This window comes from Agrobacterium vitis, from assembly GCF_013337045.2.
GTDB lineage: Bacteria > Pseudomonadota > Alphaproteobacteria > Rhizobiales > Rhizobiaceae > Allorhizobium > Allorhizobium vitis_B.
This window is the reverse complement of sequence record NZ_CP118261.1, coordinates 23945-43376: the sequence shown is the minus strand read 5'-3', so window position 1 is coordinate 43376 and position 19432 is coordinate 23945. Positions and strand designations below refer to the sequence as shown.

The following is a 19432-nucleotide window of genomic DNA, read 5'->3' as shown; positions in this document are numbered from 1 at the left end:
GTCACAACCCGAATATCCGGAAGGAGGACCGGCCGGACAGCTCGCGCACCGCCTCGAAGCTCTCCAGGCGCTCGGACAGCCGGTTCGCGGCCCAGCGTGACAGATCACTGCCCGGCGCAGAGGCCGGCACTGCATCTTCGGTCAGCAGCTTGTGGATCACCGGCTCGGCGCCTTTGGTTCGGACTTCGGCACCACCGCCCGGCAGCCGCCTCGCGCGGCGATCAATCTCTGCTGCGGACCGAAGTGCCACGTCCACGCCATCGACGAGCGCCAGGCAGATAGCTTTTGGGTAAGCCGGTTCGCCCGGCCGAACGCGGCCTCTGCCGCCGATGGTGCGGAAAGCCGGACCAAAACGCTCAGGCAGCAGCGGCGGCACGGATTTTTGCCATTTCAACTTGTGCGCCAACACCCTCTCTGCGAGGCCCGCCGCCATCACCTCGGCGTCCGAGCGAACGGCAAAGATCGCCGTTAACAGGTCCGCCACTGCGAAGGATGCTGCTCGCCCGGACTGATTTGCAGAATCGAACCCGCACGAAAGTGCTATCGATCATCAGCCATTCCGGGGTTGCTTCCCCCGCAAGGCGGCCAGCATGTCGTCGAGAAAGTCCATCTCGATCTTGTGTAGCACCGTTGCCTGACCGAACAGTACCTCTAAGCCGCTCCGTCATATCGCTTCAGCAAACACCCGGACGCGCCATACACAGCAGCGCGACAGACAGTTATTGGGGCGAGGACCATCTTGCTACGCGTCCCGCCCGGAACAAACCTTTGATGCGATCCCTGATGCGATCCCGCTGGGCGCCCCGAAGTGTCGCGATTAATCGCGGAACTCCCACAATCAGCTTTGCCTTACGATGGATCTGGTAAACATGCGGATATGGCTGGACGATGCTGACTATTTTTCAGCCTGCCACAGGTCACAACGATGAGCGGCGCGATACTCGTCTTCGCTGATGACCTTCGTAACGCCGTCTTCCAGAAGCGCCAGACGCTGGGGTCTTTCCACGGTAAATCGAGGCCATTCAGACGGCATTCCTTTGGGATCCGCGAGCGCCGAAAAAAAACGACGCATCACCTCGGCGAGTTTCAATTGCCGGGTCGTCAAGCCCGCAGGCACCATGCTTTCTCCCCACAGATAGGGAAGCTCCGAACTATGGCCGCTTCCTACGGCGAAGGACCGCGGCACGGAGGCATAGGACCGCAACGGCGCCGTCTCGTCCCTGAACTCGTAAGCATATGTTGAGGTCCAGCGGGCAAGTGCCGTGACGAGCTTCGTTGTCGGGCAGGTAGAGCCTCGGTCGGTGCTATAATCGGCCAGCGCGGCTCCGGGGGCGGTCTTCTCGGTCGCCGAATATGCGGCGAGGATTTTTTCCGCTCTGTCGCCCTCGTTTTTGCGGACTTCGGCGCGATACTGGGCCTGACTGACCGGTTGATCCTTCAGATCGTTGGCCTCATAGACGAATATGCGCGCTTCGTTTCGCGTATTACCCACGATGACCGGAACCCGGTTGAATTCTCCGGTCTCGAATGCCTCCAGAGGCGGTTTCGGCATGGCATAGCCGCCGGAAACCGTTGGGAGAGGCAGAGCGGACTTTTCCTGAGCGTCCAGGATTTCATCGGGGCTCTTGCTGCGAAGGCAGGCAAGCCGGCTTGCCTTGTCCGCACAACCAATTGCGGCTGCGAATTTCTCCCCGCTTTCCACGGCCTTTTCGTTCGACATGCTCGGGCAGTCGCGTCCACTTTCTATGATCGCTCCATGAAACAGGCCTTTCGCCTGCGGCGACGCGACGATGAAGCATACACCTCGGGCTCCACCCGATTGTCCTGCAACCACAACCCTTTCCGGATTGCCTCCGAAAGCGGCGATGTTCTTCTTGACCCATTTGAGAGCCTCGATCTTGTCGAGATCCCCGAAGTTCCCGCTGCTCGTGCCATCCTGTGATTCCGCATTCAGTTCCGCAAGCGCGAGATAACCGAGAGCTCCCAGCCTGTAGTTCGCGGTTACAACGATATTCCCGCGCCTTGCCATCTCCTTCGGGTCCCAGTCGGTCTTGGCGCCATTGCGCGATCCACCGCCATGATATCCCACGATGACGGGTAGATTGCCCGCATCTCCCTACGGCCGGTAGATGGTAAGGGTCAAGCAATCCTCGGTCCAGCTTGCCCCTTTGTCCGGACGCCAGAACACCGCGTGCTGGACGCACTCGTTGCCGGGGGCATCTGCGACGAAGGGCTGCTTGAACGGCTCCGCCTCCCGAGGCGGAGCGAAGCGCAAATCACCGACCGGCGGTCGGGCATAGGGTATACCCTGATAGACAAGCAGATCGCCCTGCTCCTGTCCGACGACTTCGCCAACAGGCGCGGAAACCGGTTGAGTGATGGCATGCGCGGCGGGTGCGATGAATGATAGCAGCATGACGCCGATCATCGCGGGGCGATGTGCAAACAACATTCGTATTACTCCTGATCTAAGGTCCTCAGTTTATTTCTGGAGCCTTTGGCGCAAGTCAGTTCGTGCCCTTGCGTTCGATATGGTCGCTGACCAGACCGGCAATGCCCTTCGCGATACCCTCTTCGGCACAACCCGGCTTCAGCCGCGAACCCAGAACCTGGAACGTCTGATGTTCGAACGACTGGTCGTCCGGAATATAGCCGGAATTGGCGCGACCGTTCGCCAGGGTGATCAACATGGTTTTCGAAAGGGGCGATATCTGCTTGGTGCGTTGGCCGATACGGCTATAGATCTCGGCGTTGACGGTCGAGAGCACGATATCGCCGATGCCAACGGCCCCTAGCCGGATATCGACATCCTTGCCGTCCTCGTACTGACCAGCCGCTCCTTCGCGCACTTTGTCGAGCCGCGTCCGGCCGGGGCAGGTCAGCGTCGCTTGCGCCGCCCAGATTTCCGGCGATGCCATCCATCCATCCGTATGCGACATGACGCGGATGACCTCTTCTCCGAGTATAACCCCGAGGGCCTGGATATAATCGGCAAGCTGACGCGCCCTTTTCGGATCGAGCGGGCCGTCCGCTACCTGCTTGTTGCGCAATGGCGCCTCAATATCTTCCCGGCTCATCTCGTAGCCGGAGATCGGCAATCCCGTTTTCGATGCGAGCGTGTTGGTACCGGTTCTGAGCCAGCGCGGATTTTGATCACCGGATGCCCCCTGGGTGAATATCGCCACGACATCGTCGCTGAAATTGCGCTCGATATAGCGGCTCGTGGCGGCGGCGAAATCTCCGCTGACAAAACCCGAGAGGTAGCCGTTCACAGGATGCATCGCGTAGTTGACATAGGTCGCGATCGGCTCGCCGCTCGGCTTGATGACGGAAAGGACACTTACGGTCTTGTCGGAATAGGCATTGAAATTCGCTGCCTGCGTCCACAGATGCGTCTGCGGATTGATCGCGTCGCGATTGACGTTGAGATAAGCTTCTCCCGTGGAATAGCCGACCTTTGCCGGCTGCAATGCGGAAACGGCCTTCTTCACCGCATCGACCGCAACATTCGATACAAAATCGCTGCCATAGCGCGGCTGGCCGGGCGCCGTGGTCGCGTTGGCCGGCCAATCGCTATGGGTATGGGTGGATGACAGGACAACGTTTTGAAGCGGAATGCCGAGCGTTTCGCCGATGCGTTTGCTGGCCTCGGCCCAGACTTCCTCGTTGATACCGCCGAGATCAGCACCGATGAGCGCCATCTTCGTCTTGCCGTTGTCGACGACGATCGCCCGGAGATAAAGCTTCTCGTGATCGTATTCGTTCATTGCCGGATAGGTCGGGTTCGCCGGCGGTGTAATCTCTATGCGCGCAGCCCCCGCACGCAGCGTGCCCGTTGCACTCTGCGCCGCGGCAGGGACCGCCGCCAGGGCGGATACGCTCGATGCGATTGCGAGGCTAATAACTGTCTTTTTCATGCTTTTCTCCGATGGAATAAATGAAAAGAAATGCAGGAGCCGGTTCTTGTGGCGCGCCGGCTGGACATCCGGTGACATCGCGTAAAGGTTAGCCACTCTTCCGGCGACGGCACCGCCGGAAGTTTGTCACTCATCAGGAATGGGACCGAGATGCGGGCTACATCACGCCGGCGGCCTTGAGCAGCGGCAGGTCGTGATTGAACCGGACTTCGCTCTTGTTGTCGAAGATCATCGTCGCACCCTTGTCGGCGGCATAAGCCGGCCATTCGGGCAGGCCCGGATGGTTCGGATTGCCGGACTTTGCGAAATTGATCCACGCCTGGCTCATCTTGTCTTGCAAGGCGGCAGCCTCGGGTCCGCCGCCTGTCGCTTGCGAAACAAGTTCGGCATTGGCGAAGACATAGGGAATTTCCGAGCAATGCCATGCACCGCCGATACCGCCCATGGCGGGCGATTCACGCGTGAACACGTATGAATAGACAGGCGCGCCACCCTGCTTGGCCTTGAGCTGGATGTTCTTCAGCGTGCCGGGCCGACCGGTGAGATCGACATAGGCGGCATCGGCCAGTTTCTTGTCGGGATAGGCTTCGACGAAAGCCTTGCCGACGGCATCAGCCTTGTCGCCGAAGCGTTCCTTCAGCTTGGCGCTGGTCTTTTCGGCGGTCCACTTGTTCTTGTTGTCGGCGAAAAGAACGGCCGGGTTGAAGCGGGTGACGGTTTCCTGCTCGTTCAGCACGGTACCGATCAGCAGCGGAATGTCCTTTGCCTGGTCGACCCATCCATCACCGACCGGATCGCGCGGAAGGTAGGAGCCGTCCACGACCGGTGCCCAGCGCGGGTTCGGATCACCCTCCTTCTTCGCATCCTCCAGCGCCTTCGTACCGGCCTCGATCAGTGTCGCAACCGGCAAAGTCTTCAGCTGTGCGACCTGGGAGGTCTCGAGGCCAAGGTTCTTCAGGGTCAGTTGGGCGATGCGTTGCGCGGATTTCTGGTTGGTCGTTGGAGTCGTAGTCGCACCGCTCTGGACGATCGCCTTGCTGAACAGGCCTTTTGCCGCTGGCAGGCCCATAAGCGTTCGTACCTTGCTGCCGCCGCCCGACTGGCCGAAGATCGTCACATTGCCCGGATCGCCACCGAAGGCCTCGGCATTGTCCTTCACCCACTGCAGTGCCGCGACGAGGTCGGCGATGCTGGCGTTACCGGATTCCTTGTATTCAGGCCCGTAGGCGGAAAGATCGAGGAAACCGAGCGCGTTCAGGCGATGATTGAGGGTGATGACCACAACGTCGCCCTTGCGCGCCAGGTTTTCGCCGTCATAGGCGACCTGTTCGATCGAGGAACCGTTGGTGTAGCCGCCACCATGCAGCCAGACCATGACGGGCCGCTTCTTTCCGTCCTTCAGGCCTGGCGTCCAGAGATTGAGGGACAGGCAATTTTCGCTGGTCGGCAAATAGCGGTGCGGATTGAACAGCTCATCACCTGCGACCGATTTCATCGCCGGGATCGGGCATGTTTCTCCAAACGCCACTGCAGGCCGCACGCCCTCCCATGACGTTACCGGTTTCGGCGGCATGAAACGCTCGGCAGTCGCATATTGCACGCCGAGATAACTGTAGACCCCGTTGCGTTCGGCTCCGACAACTTCACCGGCCCTGGTATCGACAACGGCGGCATCGGCCCCGGACGTGTACGAGGCCGCGTAGGCCACCAAGTCAGTTCCCACACTCGCGAGCAGGATGGCCGAGGTCAATGCGAGGCAGCGCGTCGTTTTACCAGTGGCGAAATAAAGGTCTTTAGATGTAAGCGTTCGTTTGTAATTCATCTGGTACTCCTCCAATCCGTGACGACATTCGGGCGTAAGAAATCGTCTTGCGCTAAATTGGTAAACCCAGCAGCTTCCTCCAAAGCCGCGGGATGCCTCCTATTGGGAGGACCTCGGTAAAGTCGAACATAATCGACTTAAGTCAATGCTCGCAAACGGCATAACTGATAGAGCAAATGTGAATGTCAAATCAGAGCGCATAGACGATCGGTGACCGCTACGCACAGGTCCGCGGCAATATTCGGCTGGCGCTTTCCGCTGGGTGCCGCGCGGCTTGAAGCAGCTCCTGTGCGTTCGGGATTGCCGATGCTCGATGTCGGCCGCGGTACGGGCCATCTTCACCCGTCAACTCGCCTCCGGTGCGCCCAGCAGGGCATAATGCAGCCGGCTACTTCTTGCGTCTCCGTTCGCGACGGCAAGGCAGAGCACCGGCCTGTCGCTGATGGAGGTGCGCTCGGTGTGGTGGCCGCAACAGCGGCGCGCTCGTCCGATCACCCCACTTTCTGTCGTGCGGCGAGCCGCGCTCTTGCTCTGGGCGGCATCCTTGCCATCGTGGAATATGTACGAGACGAATGCTCACCGGCCGCGAGCACTGTGATAGTCTTTCTCGATCGATCGCAGACGGCGTGTTTATTCCCGTCCCGATTACGCAGCCCAGCTTGCGTATCCATCCGAGGAAGGCCGCGGGATTTTGCTCATCGCGCATGGTAAGATCGATGAATGGATATCGACGAGGACAAGATCGACGATGCGGTTCTTGCGCTGTTGTGGCTAACGCTCCACGACGAGTGCTGCGCCTGGAAAGGCTTTGACTGGGCAACGACAGATAGGCTCCACAAGAAGGGTTTGATCGGCGATCCGGTCAACAAGTCGAAGTCGCTCATTCTGACGGATGAAGGCCTGCGGCAGTCGGAGGAGCTATTCCGACAGCTGTTTACGCGGCAGCCAGGGTAGATGGGGATCTTTGCGCCTTCCACTTCCAAGGCAGCAATTCATGCAGGCGGGAGACGGGAGTGTCTGCGATACGTGCGAGCACGTCGGCGAGCCAGGCCTTGGGATCGATTTCGTTCAGACGCGCAGTCGTGAGCAGGGTTAGCATGACTGCCGCGCGGTCCGCACCGCGTTCGGAACCGGCGAATGTCCAGTTTCGGCGCCCCAGGGCAATTCCGCGCAAGGCTCTTTCCGCCGCGTTATTCGTCATGCAGATTCTGCCATCGTCGACGTATCGGGCGAAGTCGGCCCAGCGCGACAGCATGTAATTGATAGGTTCGATCACGGGTGAGGACCGCGACAGGCTCTCTCGTTCCCGGCGCAGCCACTCTTCCATGTCGACGAGCAGCGGCTTGCTTTTTTCCTGACGCACGGCGAGCCGCTCATCGGCGCTCCATCCGTTGATGTCACGCTCAATGTCAAAAAGGGCGTCGATCCGCTTCACCGCCTCCAGCGCAGTTGCCGAGATAGGTTTTGCACCTTTGCCCCGACGGGCGTTTCGAGAGACATCGGCAAGTTCGAAGAACTTTCGGCGCGCATGGGCAAAGCAGAAGGCAGGCGTCACCGGCACCTGTTTCGTCGTCCAATCGAACAAGGGATTGAAGCCGTTATAGCAATCGGCCTGCAGAATGCCTTCGAATTCGGCCAGGTGTTTTTGCGGATGTTCGCCGCGCCGGTCGCTGGAGGCGTAAAAGACCGCCGCGGGCGGCGCGGGACCTGCGAAGGGCTTGTCGTCGCGCACATATGTCCATATGCGGCCCGTCGTGCATTGTCCTTTGGCCAGGATCGGTATCGTCGTGTCGTCGCCGTGAAGCCGCTCGGCCTCGAACACGTGGCTTTCGACCAAATCGAAGAGCGGCTTGACGGCGGCGCTGACATGGCCGACCTGATCGGCCAGCGTCTGGGTCGACAGATCGATCCCCTCGCATTTGAAGCGTCGGCCCTGCCTGTTCAGCGGCTGGTGCTGGGCGAACTTGTCGAACATGATCGCCGCCAGCAGGTTGGGGCCGAGGAAGCCCCGCGGCGTGGTGTAGAACGGCGCCGGCGCCTGGCTGATCGCCTCGCAATCACGGCAAGTGAACTTCTCTCGCACCGTTTCGATCACCTTGAAGCGGCGGGGGATCTCCTCCAATGTCTCGGTAATGTCCTCACCAAGCTTCGACAGCCGCGAGCTGCCACAGCCGTTGCAAACCGTGGGGGCATCTATGACGACGCGTTCGCGCTCGATATTATCCGGCCAGGGCTTGCGTACCGGTCGCTTGCGCGTGAAGGCACGTACGGTCTGGGCTTTCGCCGCAGCAGCTTCAGCCGCCAGTTCATCCTCGGTCGCCGCAGCCACCAGTTCCTCGAGTTGCAATTCAAGCTGGTCGATAAGCCGCTGGGTGCGCTCACGGCGCGGGCCGTATTGTTCACGTTCCAGTTTTCCGATCTGCAGTTGCAGATACGCGATCAAAGCTTCGGTGCTGGAGAGCCTGGCTTGGGCATTCGCCGCTTCGGCGACGGCGGCATCCCGCTCGGCCTCGCTGCGCAACCGCGCTTCACGTTCAGCCAGCAGCGCCGCCTGGGCGCTGGCAAGGTCCGAAGGAAGGGAGAACGGTGCCGTCGTCATGGTGATAGTGAATCAGACCTGGCGGCAAATTCAATCGCAAAATGCACTCAAACCCGCGTCGGGCGCCATGTTTCTTGCGGGTTGCGCCAGTCTATCCCGGAAAGCAAATAAGATAGCTGCGCCGGCGAAATCGCAACCGCGCCGCCCTCCACATTCGGCCAAATGAACCGACCTTTCTCCAGCCGTCGGGTAAACAGACAAGCGCCCAATCCATCGTGCCAAATGATCTTCAAAATATCCGATCTGCGACCCCGGAAGACGAACAGGTGGCCTGACAATGGCTCATGCTTCAAGACTTCCTGTACCCGTAGCGCCAACGAAGGAAAGCCGCACCGCATGTCGGTATGGCCCGTCGCCAGCCACACCTTGACCCCTGATCCCATTGGAAATGGGTTCATCTCAGCGTCTCCAGACCACGCATGATCCGCAGCAACGCCTCAACGTCGACATCCCGATCTACGATGATACGCCTGCCGTTCGCGCTCATGACTTCCATGCGACCGCAGTTCGTTGCGAGGGGCTGCACGGGCGTAGTCGATGCGGGCTCGGCTGTTGCGACACTGGGCTCCGGTACGATCAGTGCCGGTACGAAGCCATCCGCTGAAGTCCCGGAAAGCTTTCCTTCACGCGCGGCCCTGCGCCACCCGTTCAACTGCCAGCGCGTGATCCCGTGACGCGCTGCCGTTGCGGTGACCTGGCGCAGACCGCTATAACTTTCCGCCACGATCGCCAGCTTCGCCTCATCCGTGAATCGCCGACGTCGACCCCTCTCGACAATCTCCATCCGGCTGACCAGACCCGGGCGGTCATCCATAATGTCCATGGTTAAAGCACCGTCTATATTGCCGTCTATATAGACAGACCATCCACGGCATCACTCACAAGCACAATGCGGCCTTCTTCGGAGGCGTACCAGCTTGCTGCCATTCGCGGTTTTGGAATTTTGAGGAACTGAGGGAACCCGCCATGTTTCCGCTCAGCGTCTCGGAATTTGTAGGCTTGGTCCTGTCATCTCGCACGCGTAAGATTGTCGAGAAAATGAGCAAGACCGAAGCGAATGTTCGGCAGGGAAGCGTCGGTAGGGACCGACGCAGAAGGGAAAGTGCACTTCGGCCGCGTCTTTCACGCGTTCTTAGTGAGGCGTGTTTGACCGTAGATGCGAAACGATCTTTCCCCGAACGCCCAGATGGGCCGCGGCGAGTTGCCCACTGAGCCAGTCCTGTCGCTCCAGCGGTTCAAGAGCTTTCTACATTTCGAACAACGTCGAAAACACGACAGGCAAGATCCCCTGTCCCATTCAAGAACGGAACGCTGCCGGGAAAGTCGTCCACGCTCCTCCCAGATCGGATCGTGAATTTCGAGAAGCTATCGCCTGGTGCGTGGCGCTCGGACGCCTTCTGCCGACCACCATAATAAAGCTGCTGTTCATGCCTCATCAGGACGCCGGCCAGTTGGCGCGGCGAAAAGGCCCTGCCGCGGATCGGATCGGCGCCTGGCGGCGTTGCAGGAGGCCGGCGAGCCTCTTACCCCGTCACCTCGAGATGCCACGGTGCCAAGAACCGCTCCAGCCTCAGCATTACCGCATTCAACGCGACAGCGAAAGCCAGCAGAACCACGATGGGAGCCAGCATTTCGGCGGTGTCGAAGTTGTTTGCTGCGCTGAGGATGATCCCTCCAAGTCCGGACAATGACGTCAGGAACTCCGCGATTACGAGTGCGATAACACCCTTGCCGACGGCAAGCCGGAGGCCGGCCATGATCGATGGCACCGAAGCCGGTAGCACAATCTTGAAGAGGATCGCCGAACGTGAGCCAACAAAAGATCTTCCGACCTCAACCAGGGATTTGGGAACCGATCGCACGCCGTCCCAGGTGCTGATGCAGATAGGGAAAAAGGAAAGGGCGGCGATAATCGCGACTTTCACGCCGAAACCGAGACCGAACCACAGGATGAACAGGGGCACGACTGCGATCATCGGCATCGAGTTTCCGGCGGTCAGATAGAAACCAAACAGAGCTTCAAGCGAACGCGACCGACCAAGCACTAGGCCGAGACTTATGCCGCTAAGCGTGGCAATCGCAAACCCCAAGAAGAAGACCTGCATGCTTTGAAAGAATGCCGTCGGCAAACGGCCGTTGAGCGTCATTTCCACGAGCTTTTCAGCGATTGCCGATGGATATGATCCGAACAACGGATTGATCTGTCGCCCAAACATTTCCCAGAACGCAAAGAAGACGACCAATGAGAAAATTGTGAGCAACCGGCGATCCAAGGAGGCCCGGGCGGCCGAAAACAACGGACTACGCGCTTTAGGACTGTTTGTCTCCATCGTCATGATGCTCTGCCTTCCTGCTTTCCTTTGCCCTGTCTGAGAAGCTCCCAGAGGCGCAACCGCTTGTCGCCAAATTCGGGATTGCCCCTTAGAGCCGCAAGACTCGGCCTCGGTCGCGGCAGCTTGATATTGAGGATTTCCTTCACCACCCCTTTTTCCATGACGACGACCCTGTCGGCCAGCAGCACCGCTTCGTCTAGATCGTGGGTGACGATGATAACGGTCTGCTGCGTCTTCGTCTGTATCTCCATGAGCTCGTCCTGCAAACCTTCGCGGGTCTGGGCATCCAGCGCGCCGAACGGCTCGTCCATCAGCAGGACTTCCGGCTGAATGGCCAGCGCCCTCGCAATCCCGACGCGCTGTTTCATCCCGCCCGAAAGCTGGTGAGGCAGACGATCGGCAGCATTGCCGAGGCCGACAAGTTCGAGGAACTCGCGAGCCGCGACTTCGCGCTCGGGAGTAGCCACGCCCTTTAGTTCCAGGCCGAAGGCGACGTTCTTCAGCGCGTTGCGCCACGGAAGCAATTCCGCATGCTGAAAGACCAGCCCTCGGTCGTAACCACATCCATCAACGTGTCTGCCGCCGACAAACACCGCGCCCGTCGTCAGTTGTTCCAAGCCCATGATAATTCTCAGCAACGTGGTCTTCCCGCAGCCACTTGCCCCCGTGATAGCTAGTATCTCTCCCCTTTCGACGTTGAACGAAACTCCGCGGAGAGCCTCGACACTCCTTTTGCTGCCGCCGACCTTCGTGAGGAAGGTCTTGGCGACATTCTGCAGTTGGACAAGTGACACTGTTAATCCTCCGGCCTACTGCTTGCTGGAGGCAAGAGCACGGGCCTTTGTCAGCACAGCCGTATCGACCATGGTCGCGGGGTCGAAATCACCTTTGATGTTGCCTGTCTTCACTAGCAGATCCCGCATCCAGGCCAGGTTTTCGACGTTTACGGCCATAGTGGGATCGACAGCATTATACTGCGTCACCTCGTTGTAGATCAGCTCCGGCGAAGGATCGTCCTTCGGCAGGTTGGCTTTTTCGAAAGACAGTTCCGTCATCGCCTTCTTGTCATTGAGGGCTTTCGAAAAACCATCGATCTGCGCCGCAAGGAAGGCTTCGACCCGACCGGGCTCGCTCTTGAGCAGGTCGCCGCGCGTCATGATGCAGAACCGTATATACTTGGGAACGATATCGCGAGCATGGACCAATTGCTTCAGACCAAGGCTCGCAGCCTTGGCGGTGAATTCGCTTGAGCTGGGTGCGGCAGCGGTAACGCCAGCGGCAACCGCCGCCACGCGTTCGGCATCGCTGCCTGATACGGTAAATTTCACGTCACTAGCGGTCATGCCGGCCGACATGACCACTGCTTTGGCAAAAAGGTCGGGCAACGCTCCTGGAGCGGAAACGCCGATCGTCTTGCCGCGCAGGTCCGCGACCGACCCGACATCGGATTTCGTGTAGAGGGCATAGGTAAGTCCGGGCCACGGGCATCCCACGATCTTGATGTTCGCGCCCTTGCTTGCGGCAATCATCGGACCGCCAGGATTGCCGATATAGGCGTCGATCTGGCCGGCGATAAGCGCTTTCAAAAGAATAGCGTCACCCTGAAAAGCTTGCAGGTCGATGTCGGCACCATATTTTTTGGTGATGCCGGGTTGCGTGCCCATGTATACGAAACCGGCATCTCCCTTGATGGCGACGGTTCCATAGCGGAACGTTTCCGCGCCATGGGCGGAGCCTGCGCAAAGGACCAGCATGGCGGCGATGTAAGTAAATTTGCTCGTTATTTTCATGTCATTCCCCTTTTCTTTATTTGTCTGTGAGTACGAGTTACGGCTACAAGGTGAGCGCGTTGGCCGCGCGCTGTGCAGCGATCATCGAGGTTCGCATCAGGAACTCCTTGGCGAGCTTTGCATCGGCGGCAATCGACCGGAGTTCATCGAGATTACGCTGGCGCACATCGGCGTCTTTCGCCTCAAGCCGCTTCTTATTCTGGATCGACTGTTCCTGAACGAATTTCGTGGTGATCGTGCGGCGCTGAAAATCGTAAAGGTCGAGAACGTGCTCGCCAGCTTCTGCTCTGATAACGGTCGCAAGCTTCTGCCCCAGGCTGAAGGCGTCCTGCACGCCGCCGTTCAACCCCATCCCGCCGATCGGATTGTTGATATGGGCCGAATCCCCGGCGAGGAGAACACGGCCCTTCCGGAAGGTCTCCGCGACGCGCTGATGAACCGTGTAGATATTGTGATGAACGACCTCGTAGGGCGAGCTTTTGGGAAAGAAGCGCTGAAGCTTCTGCTCGGCGAATTGCCGGCTGAGCAACTCGTCATCGCCGATGGCCGGATCGGCCGGAAATACAGTACGCCACAACGCCACCCCGTCATAGCCGCTCACCTTGAAGCAATTGCACCATTCGTCGGGATCGGCGAAGTAGCTGCGATAGCTATAGCCATGCTCTGCCGCGAAATCGAAGGGCGTGGTGATGACCACGAAACGCTCCGGCCACGTGAAGCCACCAAATTCGATGCCCGCCGACTTGCGCACGGTGCTGCGACCGCCGTCGCAACCGATCAGCCAGGGCGTTTCGATCGTCTCATTTCCTTCGGGCGTCGAAACCGTCAGGCGGACCTTGCCTTCATCGACAACCGCGATCTCCTGGACATTCGCATTGAAACGAATCTCGGCAAGCGCATTGGCGGAAATAAGATCGCAGACGATACGCGACAGCTTGAACTGTTCACACTGAATAACATAGGGGTGGCGGGTCTCTCCCTTCAGCAACGCATGATCGAACTCGGCGACCATCGCGCCCGACGGGCGGTCCCAGAACTGGAAGACCGGCGCGTACAGCCCTTCCTCCTTCACCTTGTCCACGATGCCCAACTCGTCCAGAATATCGAGCGTCGCGGGATGGATCGTCGCCGCACGCGGATCGTCCAGCAGCGTGGCGTTTCGTTCGATAACCAGAACGGGTAGGCCTGCCTTCACGAGGGTCAGCGCGGTCACGAGACCTGCCGGTCCAGCGCCGACGATAACGATACGATTATCCATTCTCACTTTGCCTTCTAAAATGATCGCGATGGCCGGTACGGCGGGCATCCGCGGCGATGACGAAGAAACTGCGTCAGGATAACTGCGGGGCGTCCCCGATAAACCGCTCGCCATGACGGGCAAACGTACCATAGCTTCCCTTGAACCAGTCGTTGGACGCGAGCCGGTCGCGCCACTCTGTCCTTCGCGCACGCGCCCGTTCCGGGCTGTCGAGTGCCGACAGGTCCTTCAGATGGTGCAGGGCGATATGGGTGAAGTTTTCGGGAGCGCCCGACACGATCCGATAGCGCCGACATCCGAGCCATTCGGCGCAGCCAAGCAGCATGGGGACGTGTTCAGCGTCGTACCACGCGTTGAAATCCGCCTCGCTGTCTGCGGGAACGCTGAAGAAGACCGCATACAGGAATGGTGATGAGAGAAGCATGTCCACGTCCTCCACCTGCGGCCGCATCTGCAAGCCGATTAGCTTGCCTGTATAGCGGGTGAAGCCGGACACCGATCCCAGCATGGAGGCGGTCTGCTCTGAAGGGCTGTTCTTGATCTGCAGATATTCAGCGCTTTCGAGCACTTCGGGCGCAGCCATGTCATACACGGCAAGATATCCGCCGCCTGCGATATCGCGATAGCGCTGCGCGCCCTCGAAACCTGGGACTTTCATCCGAATCGGGATGTGCTCCGTGTCGTACCACGTGTTGAAGGTATCTTCCCAATCCGGCTGGGGCGTCATTTCAGAGAAGAGAACGGCATCGGCAGGCATGGTTGCTCCTGGCTGCTTGCGGGGCAAAAAGCGACGAGGTTCAATGTCCCGTGTGATCGAAAAGATTGACGATGCGGCTGGACGCCGTGCGAACGTTGCGCTGGCCGGCTGGCGTGTTTCGGCTGCGCCCGACAAAACGGGGAACGCCATCCGTAACGACCGCGCACACGGCAGGTATGTCGCCGTTTCGCAACGCTGCCAAAGCATCCGTCTGCGATCCGCCTGCGCCCGCATCGACCAGCACGACATCCGCATCTCGGCCCACAGCCAGTATGCCGGAAGAAAGCCCGAAAACCCTCGCATTGTTTCCGGTTGCGGCTGCAATCGCAATTTCCGGGGGCATATCACTCAGCGCGCAAAGATGGCTGATCGTATACAGCATTCCGAGCGGCATGATCCCGCTTCCGGTGGGCGTATCGGTGGCGATCAAAAGTCGGTCGAGCTTGTCATGTTTCGTCGCAAGATCGGCCACAAGCAGGGCGGTACGCAGGTTTCCCGCGGTGCAGATCTGCAAGGCAACTTCAGATTCGCATACCAGCCGTTCGAAGCCCGCTTCGGGCATTGCTATCGGACCGCCATTGACGTGAAACGAAACATGGGGGTTCATTGCAAGAATGTGTTCCGCCCAAATTCCGGAGGACCCGGGTATAGATGCTCCGCCGGTATGCGCCATCGTAATGAGCCCGGCATCTCGAGCCGCCTTGACCAGGGATGCATAGTCGAACGGAGTGGCGAACGCCCCGAACCCGGCCTTCGCATAACGCAGCCCCAGGGAACGTAACTCCACCATGTCGGCGGCCGTGAGGCCGGGTTCCAATATGACCGCGCCTGCATGAACGCGCATGCCACCTGGCCGGAATGTCTCGAAACACTTCATGGCCGCGACAGCGAGCGCCTTCACACCCGCAGGATCTTTGGGCCGGCCGGGAACATGCACCTCCGAGGCGGAGACCGATGACGTGACACCGCCATGAACATAGCTTTCGAGATAGCCGACCGTCTTTTGCCGCGGCGTGTAGTCGCCGAAGGTGATATGGACGTGGGAATCGATGAGCCCGGGAATCGCGACCGCGCCGTCGGCATCGATGACCACATCAGCAGCCTCGATCTGTGCGGCATCGAGGCTTCCAATTTCGGCGATGCGCCCATCTTCCATCAAAAGGCCATCCCCGGCCACGAAGGGAGCGGCCAGATCACCGGACACTATCTTGCCAATGTTGACGATCGCGGTCTTCACGTCGCGCCCTCCCGACTAGCCTGAACAGCCATCTTGCGCGTCAGCACCTCCTCATGGGTAAGGCCGCCGACGCGGGCACTCAGCCGTCCGCGGCTCGCGGCACAGAAGATGATCGCGATCTCGTCGTATTGAGGCCCGTTCGGAACGGTGAGGGTCATGCCGTCATAATGCGAACGGACATAGATTTCGTCCTTGTGGTTCATCGGGATGTCGATGACCGCATTCGGTGCGACAACCTTTTGGTAGGAAGAAATCCACGCTTCCCCCCCGCCAATCTGACTCCGCAGCGGGTTGGCAAAAGCGGTCGTCAGCAAGGCGTTGGCATGCTCCTGCTCTCCGCCCAGCCCCACGAGGCCGCCCTTGCCATAGCCCTGGATCTCGAACTCTCCCATCGCCTCGACGAGCTTGCGCCCCATCATTTCACCAAGCTTCGGGCTGACGTCGATCAACCCCTGCACATTGGCTCCCCGCGTACCGGCAAGCGGATTCGCGACGACGAAGATGACGGCCACCTTTCGAAGCGGCCTTTCCACGCGGGTGACGCCATCGTCATAGGCGTCGTCTTTGACCGTCAGCATACGACGGATATTTAGTTCCATTGGGATAATCGCCTACAATTGCTTCTAGTGGGAAGATACTTATCGTCTTACAATATGTCAAGCATAACCGCATATCGTCAGACAAAATTGCGAGGGACGATCTGTTTGTCTGACGATCGGAAGCATGCTATGGTGAAGCCGCAGCAAGAAAAAGAACCGTAGGGAGGTATTTTGCAAACCAAGATCGATCGCGGCGCCGTCAACGGCACGGTATTGGACGAAACGGTGCGCGCGTTGCGTAGCGCCATTCTTGAAGGGCGTTTCCGCCCTGGCGACCGGCTTGTGGAAGCCGAGCTATGTCAATTGCTGAGCATCAGCAGACCATCTCTCAGAGAGGCTCTGAGGCGTCTCGAAGCTGAGCGGCTTGTCGATATCATACCAAATCGCGGCCCGATCGTTCCCGTGCTGCCGTGGTCTAAAGCCCAGGAGATCTACCAGGCCCGCAACTTGCTCGAAGCGGAGGCGGCGGCTTTGGCTGCGAGGAACGCCCTCCCTTCCGATCTGGAGGAAATGCGCGGGGCCCTTGCCGCTTTTCGGCATGCCGTCGAGCAGGGAAATGCTGCCGGCCAAATTTCTCACACCAGGGAGTTCTATGACTCAATTCTGCGTTCAGCTGGGAATTCTGTGATTGCGGAAATCATCGACGGTCTACATGCGCGCATCAGCTTTCTTCGCGGGATGTCTATGTCCCAACCCGGCCGGGCCCGCGCGTCCTTGGAGGAGATGTCGGCTATCGCGGACGCCATCTCTGAGGGGGACGAGCAACGCGCACGTAAAACTGCGGCCGCTCATGTCATCAATGCGTCCCGCGCAGCCGCAGAAGTTTACGCACGCTCTGGCAGAGCAAGCTATGGAGTCAAACATCTGGCGACGGACTAAGGCCGAAACGTTAATTCTCAGGCCGTTGTGGTAGAGAGCCGCACCGCCGCCATGCGGGATTATGAACTTCAGCGTCGGAAAGCACTTGAACAGATCCCCTTGAATCTGCTGCATAAAGGCGGTCGTATCCGCATTGATGTGCGGGCCGGTGGCATAGAAATTATCGTTTTGCGAGGACGAGACGTGCATCATCGCGGGCACTTCAAGCTCCGCCATCGCCTCATAACGGGGGATAAGGGGCTTGCCCCCCGTGATTTAAAAATCCAATGGCCGCCGGACGTGGAGGAATTGAGGCTGTGCCGACGAAGCCGAGCTTCTCACCGATACGACCCAGTTCTGCAATGCATTCCGGCGGCGCTTGTCCGCGAAACTGCGGCAGCAACCCGACAGGTACGAAGTTCTGCGGAAGAAGCTCGCAGACGCGGTAAACAAGGTCGGCGCGAACCGTTGTCCATTCAGCGGAAATCTCGGCGGAACGGACGTGATGGGCGATGCCCGCGGCGCGCGGCGAGAAGATCCTAGATCCCCGCCACGCTCTTCCTCGGCCGATCGTCTAGACCAGCCAGCAAAGGATGGCGTCTATCGCCACACTTTGCTCAATTGCGACCCCTAACCTGGTCCTCTGTCATACCAATCCCCTTAAGGACCTCCTCGCGGAGATATCGGTCCCGTGACGGGTAAAGAGTGGACGTGCGCATGGATGCTTCACCCTCATGGAATCGGAGGAACTGACCGCCGGATTTCGGCGTGACCTGCCCCCAATGCGGAACGTTGTGGCCGTTCGGATCCCCGGACTTGATAAAATTCGCGAGGTAGCTGACGGAGATGTCGCGCATGGCGATATCCGGATCCGTCCAGGGTAGTTGATCGCGGTTGCCCAGGCGCAGCGAGCTGTTGAAATACCAGTTATCGCCCGCATGCCAAGCGCGGCGGAAACCTTGATCCTTGCCTGGCGGCCAATGATCCCAGTAATAGAGATAAACATTGGCGTTGCTGTGCGCCTTGGCATATTCAGCGCCTATCCGCACGTATTCGAACATGTAGTCGTTAAGCATCCGCAGTGACAGGCGGTAAGCCTCGACGGGATCGTCCGTGGCGTAAAGCGAAAACACATTTTCATCTACATTGCCTGCCTGATAAGGACGAATGGCCGCCAGCATGGCCTTGTGCTGCTCCTCGTCCGTCATCTTGAGGTCGTTCGGTCGCAAACCTGTATATTCGTCGGCCGTCTGACCTATGATGACGTCCAACCCGTCGAAATCGCCCGGCTGGAGAAGATTCACGGAATCCTTTGTGAAAACATAGTCGTCGATGGTGTAGAACTGGTTAGTTGCCACCGCACCGGCCATGACGCCGAACAATGTTTCCTTCCCACTTTGCCACTTGTCGAGCCAGACCTTGGATTCAACGGCACGCAGATCGGCAAGAGTCATCTCCTTGCCAAATATCTTATTCACGGCTTCCTGGTTCTGTTTCGATTTCTGGGCGAAATCCACGGTCTTACCTGGCAGGAAGCCGGTAAAACTCGACTGGATGAATGCGCGCTTGAACAGCCCCTTGGCAAGCGGCGTGCGAAGCAGAGCAACGGTGTTTTCACCACCGGCCGATTGTCCGCCAATCGTGACGGTTGCGGGATCACCGCCAAACGCTTGGACGTTTTTCTGAATCCATTTGAGCGCATCAACCAGATCCAGCACGCCGAAATTACCCTTCGGGCCTGCCGAGCTCGCCTTGGCCATCTCGGGAAGCGACAACCAGGCCGGCGCGCCAAGTCGATATTGAACCGACACGACCACGACGCCCTTTGCCGCGAGCTGTGCAGCATACAGATCCTTCATCCCATTGGCACCCAGGCGGTTCGCGCCGCCATGGATCAGCATATAGACGGGCAACCTGTCACTGCTGCTGTGAGCCGGCGTCCAGATCGCCAGGTTCAAGCCATTGTCGCTGATCGGTGCATCGCTCAGCTTGTTGGGATCCTGAAGCATCTGGTCGCCCCATTTGTCGGCGACCAGAACGCCGTCCCACGGCTTGACGGGTGGCGCCGGCTTCCAGCGATTTTCTCCGCCGACGTTCCCGGCAAAAGGAATGCCGAGAAACTGTGTCACGCCCGGAGTATCGCTCAACGATCCTTGAACTTTTCCTCCCGTGACCAGCGCTTCTTCGATCGCTTCATCCTGAGCAAATGTTGCCGTTCCAAAACTTCCCGAAACGGCACTTCCCAGGATCAGCATGAAGATC

15 protein-coding genes and 3 pseudogenes are annotated in these 19432 nt (G+C 59.2%); 2 read left to right on the top strand and 16 right to left on the bottom strand.

The window, feature by feature from the left end:
• Position 1: 1 nt before the first annotated feature.
• The 4 genes and pseudogenes from G6L01_RS23115 to G6L01_RS23100 all read right to left on the bottom strand — a co-directional run.
• Positions 2 to 523 (bottom strand): annotated as a pseudogene (locus tag G6L01_RS23115) (DUF1403 family protein); the annotation flags it as partial.
• A 372-nt stretch (positions 524 to 895) separates the two neighbouring features.
• Positions 896 to 2416, bottom strand: a pseudogene (locus G6L01_RS23110) (carboxylesterase/lipase family protein).
• A 91-nt stretch (positions 2417 to 2507) separates the two neighbouring features.
• Positions 2508 to 3917, bottom strand: a complete 1410-nt coding sequence (locus G6L01_RS23105; RefSeq protein ID WP_071207469.1) for a neutral/alkaline non-lysosomal ceramidase N-terminal domain-containing protein — start codon at positions 3915 to 3917, stop codon at positions 2508 to 2510.
• Between the two features lie 157 nt (positions 3918 to 4074).
• The gene (locus G6L01_RS23100; RefSeq protein WP_081356563.1) at positions 4075 to 5739 is read right to left on the bottom strand and encodes a carboxylesterase/lipase family protein; all 1665 of its coding nucleotides are present in this window, start codon (positions 5737 to 5739) and stop codon (positions 4075 to 4077) included.
• Positions 5740 to 6459: 720 nt separating this feature from the next.
• On the opposite strand from G6L01_RS23100, the gene G6L01_RS23095 reads away from it, so the two are divergent.
• Complete coding sequence (locus G6L01_RS23095) at positions 6460 to 6693, top strand: DUF6429 family protein (protein WP_071205529.1); 234 nt, start codon at positions 6460 to 6462, stop codon at positions 6691 to 6693.
• On the opposite strand, the gene tnpC is transcribed toward G6L01_RS23095, so the two are convergent.
• The 10 genes from tnpC to G6L01_RS23045 form a co-directional block, all read right to left on the bottom strand.
• Entirely contained in the window at positions 6674 to 8338 is a 1665-nt protein-coding gene (gene tnpC / locus G6L01_RS23090; RefSeq protein ID WP_071205530.1) for an IS66 family transposase, read from the bottom strand. The genes G6L01_RS23095 and tnpC overlap by 20 nt on opposite strands.
• Before the next feature lie 47 nt (positions 8339 to 8385).
• Positions 8386 to 8736: an IS66 family insertion sequence element accessory protein TnpB gene (tnpB, locus tag G6L01_RS23085; protein WP_071205532.1), complete on the bottom strand. Its 351-nt coding sequence runs from the start codon at positions 8734 to 8736 to the stop codon at positions 8386 to 8388.
• The gene (gene tnpA, locus G6L01_RS23080; RefSeq protein WP_071205534.1) at positions 8733 to 9161 is read right to left on the bottom strand and encodes an IS66-like element accessory protein TnpA; all 429 of its coding nucleotides are present in this window, start codon (positions 9159 to 9161) and stop codon (positions 8733 to 8735) included. The genes tnpB and tnpA overlap by 4 nt, the downstream gene beginning before the upstream one ends.
• Before the next feature lie 700 nt (positions 9162 to 9861).
• The gene (locus G6L01_RS23075; protein ID WP_234892428.1) at positions 9862 to 10485 is read right to left on the bottom strand and encodes an ABC transporter permease; all 624 of its coding nucleotides are present in this window, start codon (positions 10483 to 10485) and stop codon (positions 9862 to 9864) included.
• A gap of 185 nt (positions 10486 to 10670) precedes the next feature.
• The gene (locus tag G6L01_RS23070; RefSeq protein WP_071206327.1) at positions 10671 to 11465 is read right to left on the bottom strand and encodes an ABC transporter ATP-binding protein; all 795 of its coding nucleotides are present in this window, start codon (positions 11463 to 11465) and stop codon (positions 10671 to 10673) included.
• Between the two features lie 15 nt (positions 11466 to 11480).
• Positions 11481 to 12461, bottom strand: coding sequence for an ABC transporter substrate-binding protein (locus tag G6L01_RS23065; protein WP_081356564.1), 981 nt, complete (start codon positions 12459 to 12461; stop codon positions 11481 to 11483).
• 43 nt (positions 12462 to 12504) lie between these two features.
• Positions 12505 to 13851: an FAD-dependent oxidoreductase gene (locus tag G6L01_RS23060; RefSeq protein ID WP_081356565.1), complete on the bottom strand. Its 1347-nt coding sequence runs from the start codon at positions 13849 to 13851 to the stop codon at positions 12505 to 12507.
• The gene (locus G6L01_RS23055; protein WP_071207467.1) at positions 13793 to 14476 is read right to left on the bottom strand and encodes a DUF4286 family protein; all 684 of its coding nucleotides are present in this window, start codon (positions 14474 to 14476) and stop codon (positions 13793 to 13795) included. The genes G6L01_RS23060 and G6L01_RS23055 overlap by 59 nt, the downstream gene beginning before the upstream one ends.
• A 40-nt stretch (positions 14477 to 14516) precedes the next feature.
• Positions 14517 to 15713 (bottom strand): amidohydrolase family protein, encoded by a 1197-nt coding sequence (locus G6L01_RS23050; RefSeq protein ID WP_071206335.1) that lies wholly within the window; start codon positions 15711 to 15713, stop codon positions 14517 to 14519.
• Positions 15710 to 16312: an amino acid synthesis family protein gene (locus G6L01_RS23045; RefSeq protein ID WP_071206337.1), complete on the bottom strand. Its 603-nt coding sequence runs from the start codon at positions 16310 to 16312 to the stop codon at positions 15710 to 15712. The genes G6L01_RS23050 and G6L01_RS23045 overlap by 4 nt, the downstream gene beginning before the upstream one ends.
• A gap of 171 nt (positions 16313 to 16483) precedes the next feature.
• Between G6L01_RS23045 and G6L01_RS23040 the strand changes: the two genes are divergently transcribed.
• Positions 16484 to 17191 (top strand): GntR family transcriptional regulator, encoded by a 708-nt coding sequence (locus tag G6L01_RS23040; protein ID WP_071206340.1) that lies wholly within the window; start codon positions 16484 to 16486, stop codon positions 17189 to 17191.
• A gap of 90 nt (positions 17192 to 17281) precedes the next feature.
• On the opposite strand, the pseudogene G6L01_RS28145 reads toward G6L01_RS23040, so the two are convergent.
• A pseudogene (locus G6L01_RS28145) lies at positions 17282 to 17380 on the bottom strand (hypothetical protein); the annotation flags it as partial.
• A gap of 407 nt (positions 17381 to 17787) precedes the next feature.
• A complete protein-coding gene (locus tag G6L01_RS23030) occupies positions 17788 to 19425 on the bottom strand; it encodes a carboxylesterase family protein (protein ID WP_071206342.1) in 1638 nt (545 codons plus the stop codon).
• Between the last annotated feature and the right edge of the window lie 7 nt (positions 19426 to 19432).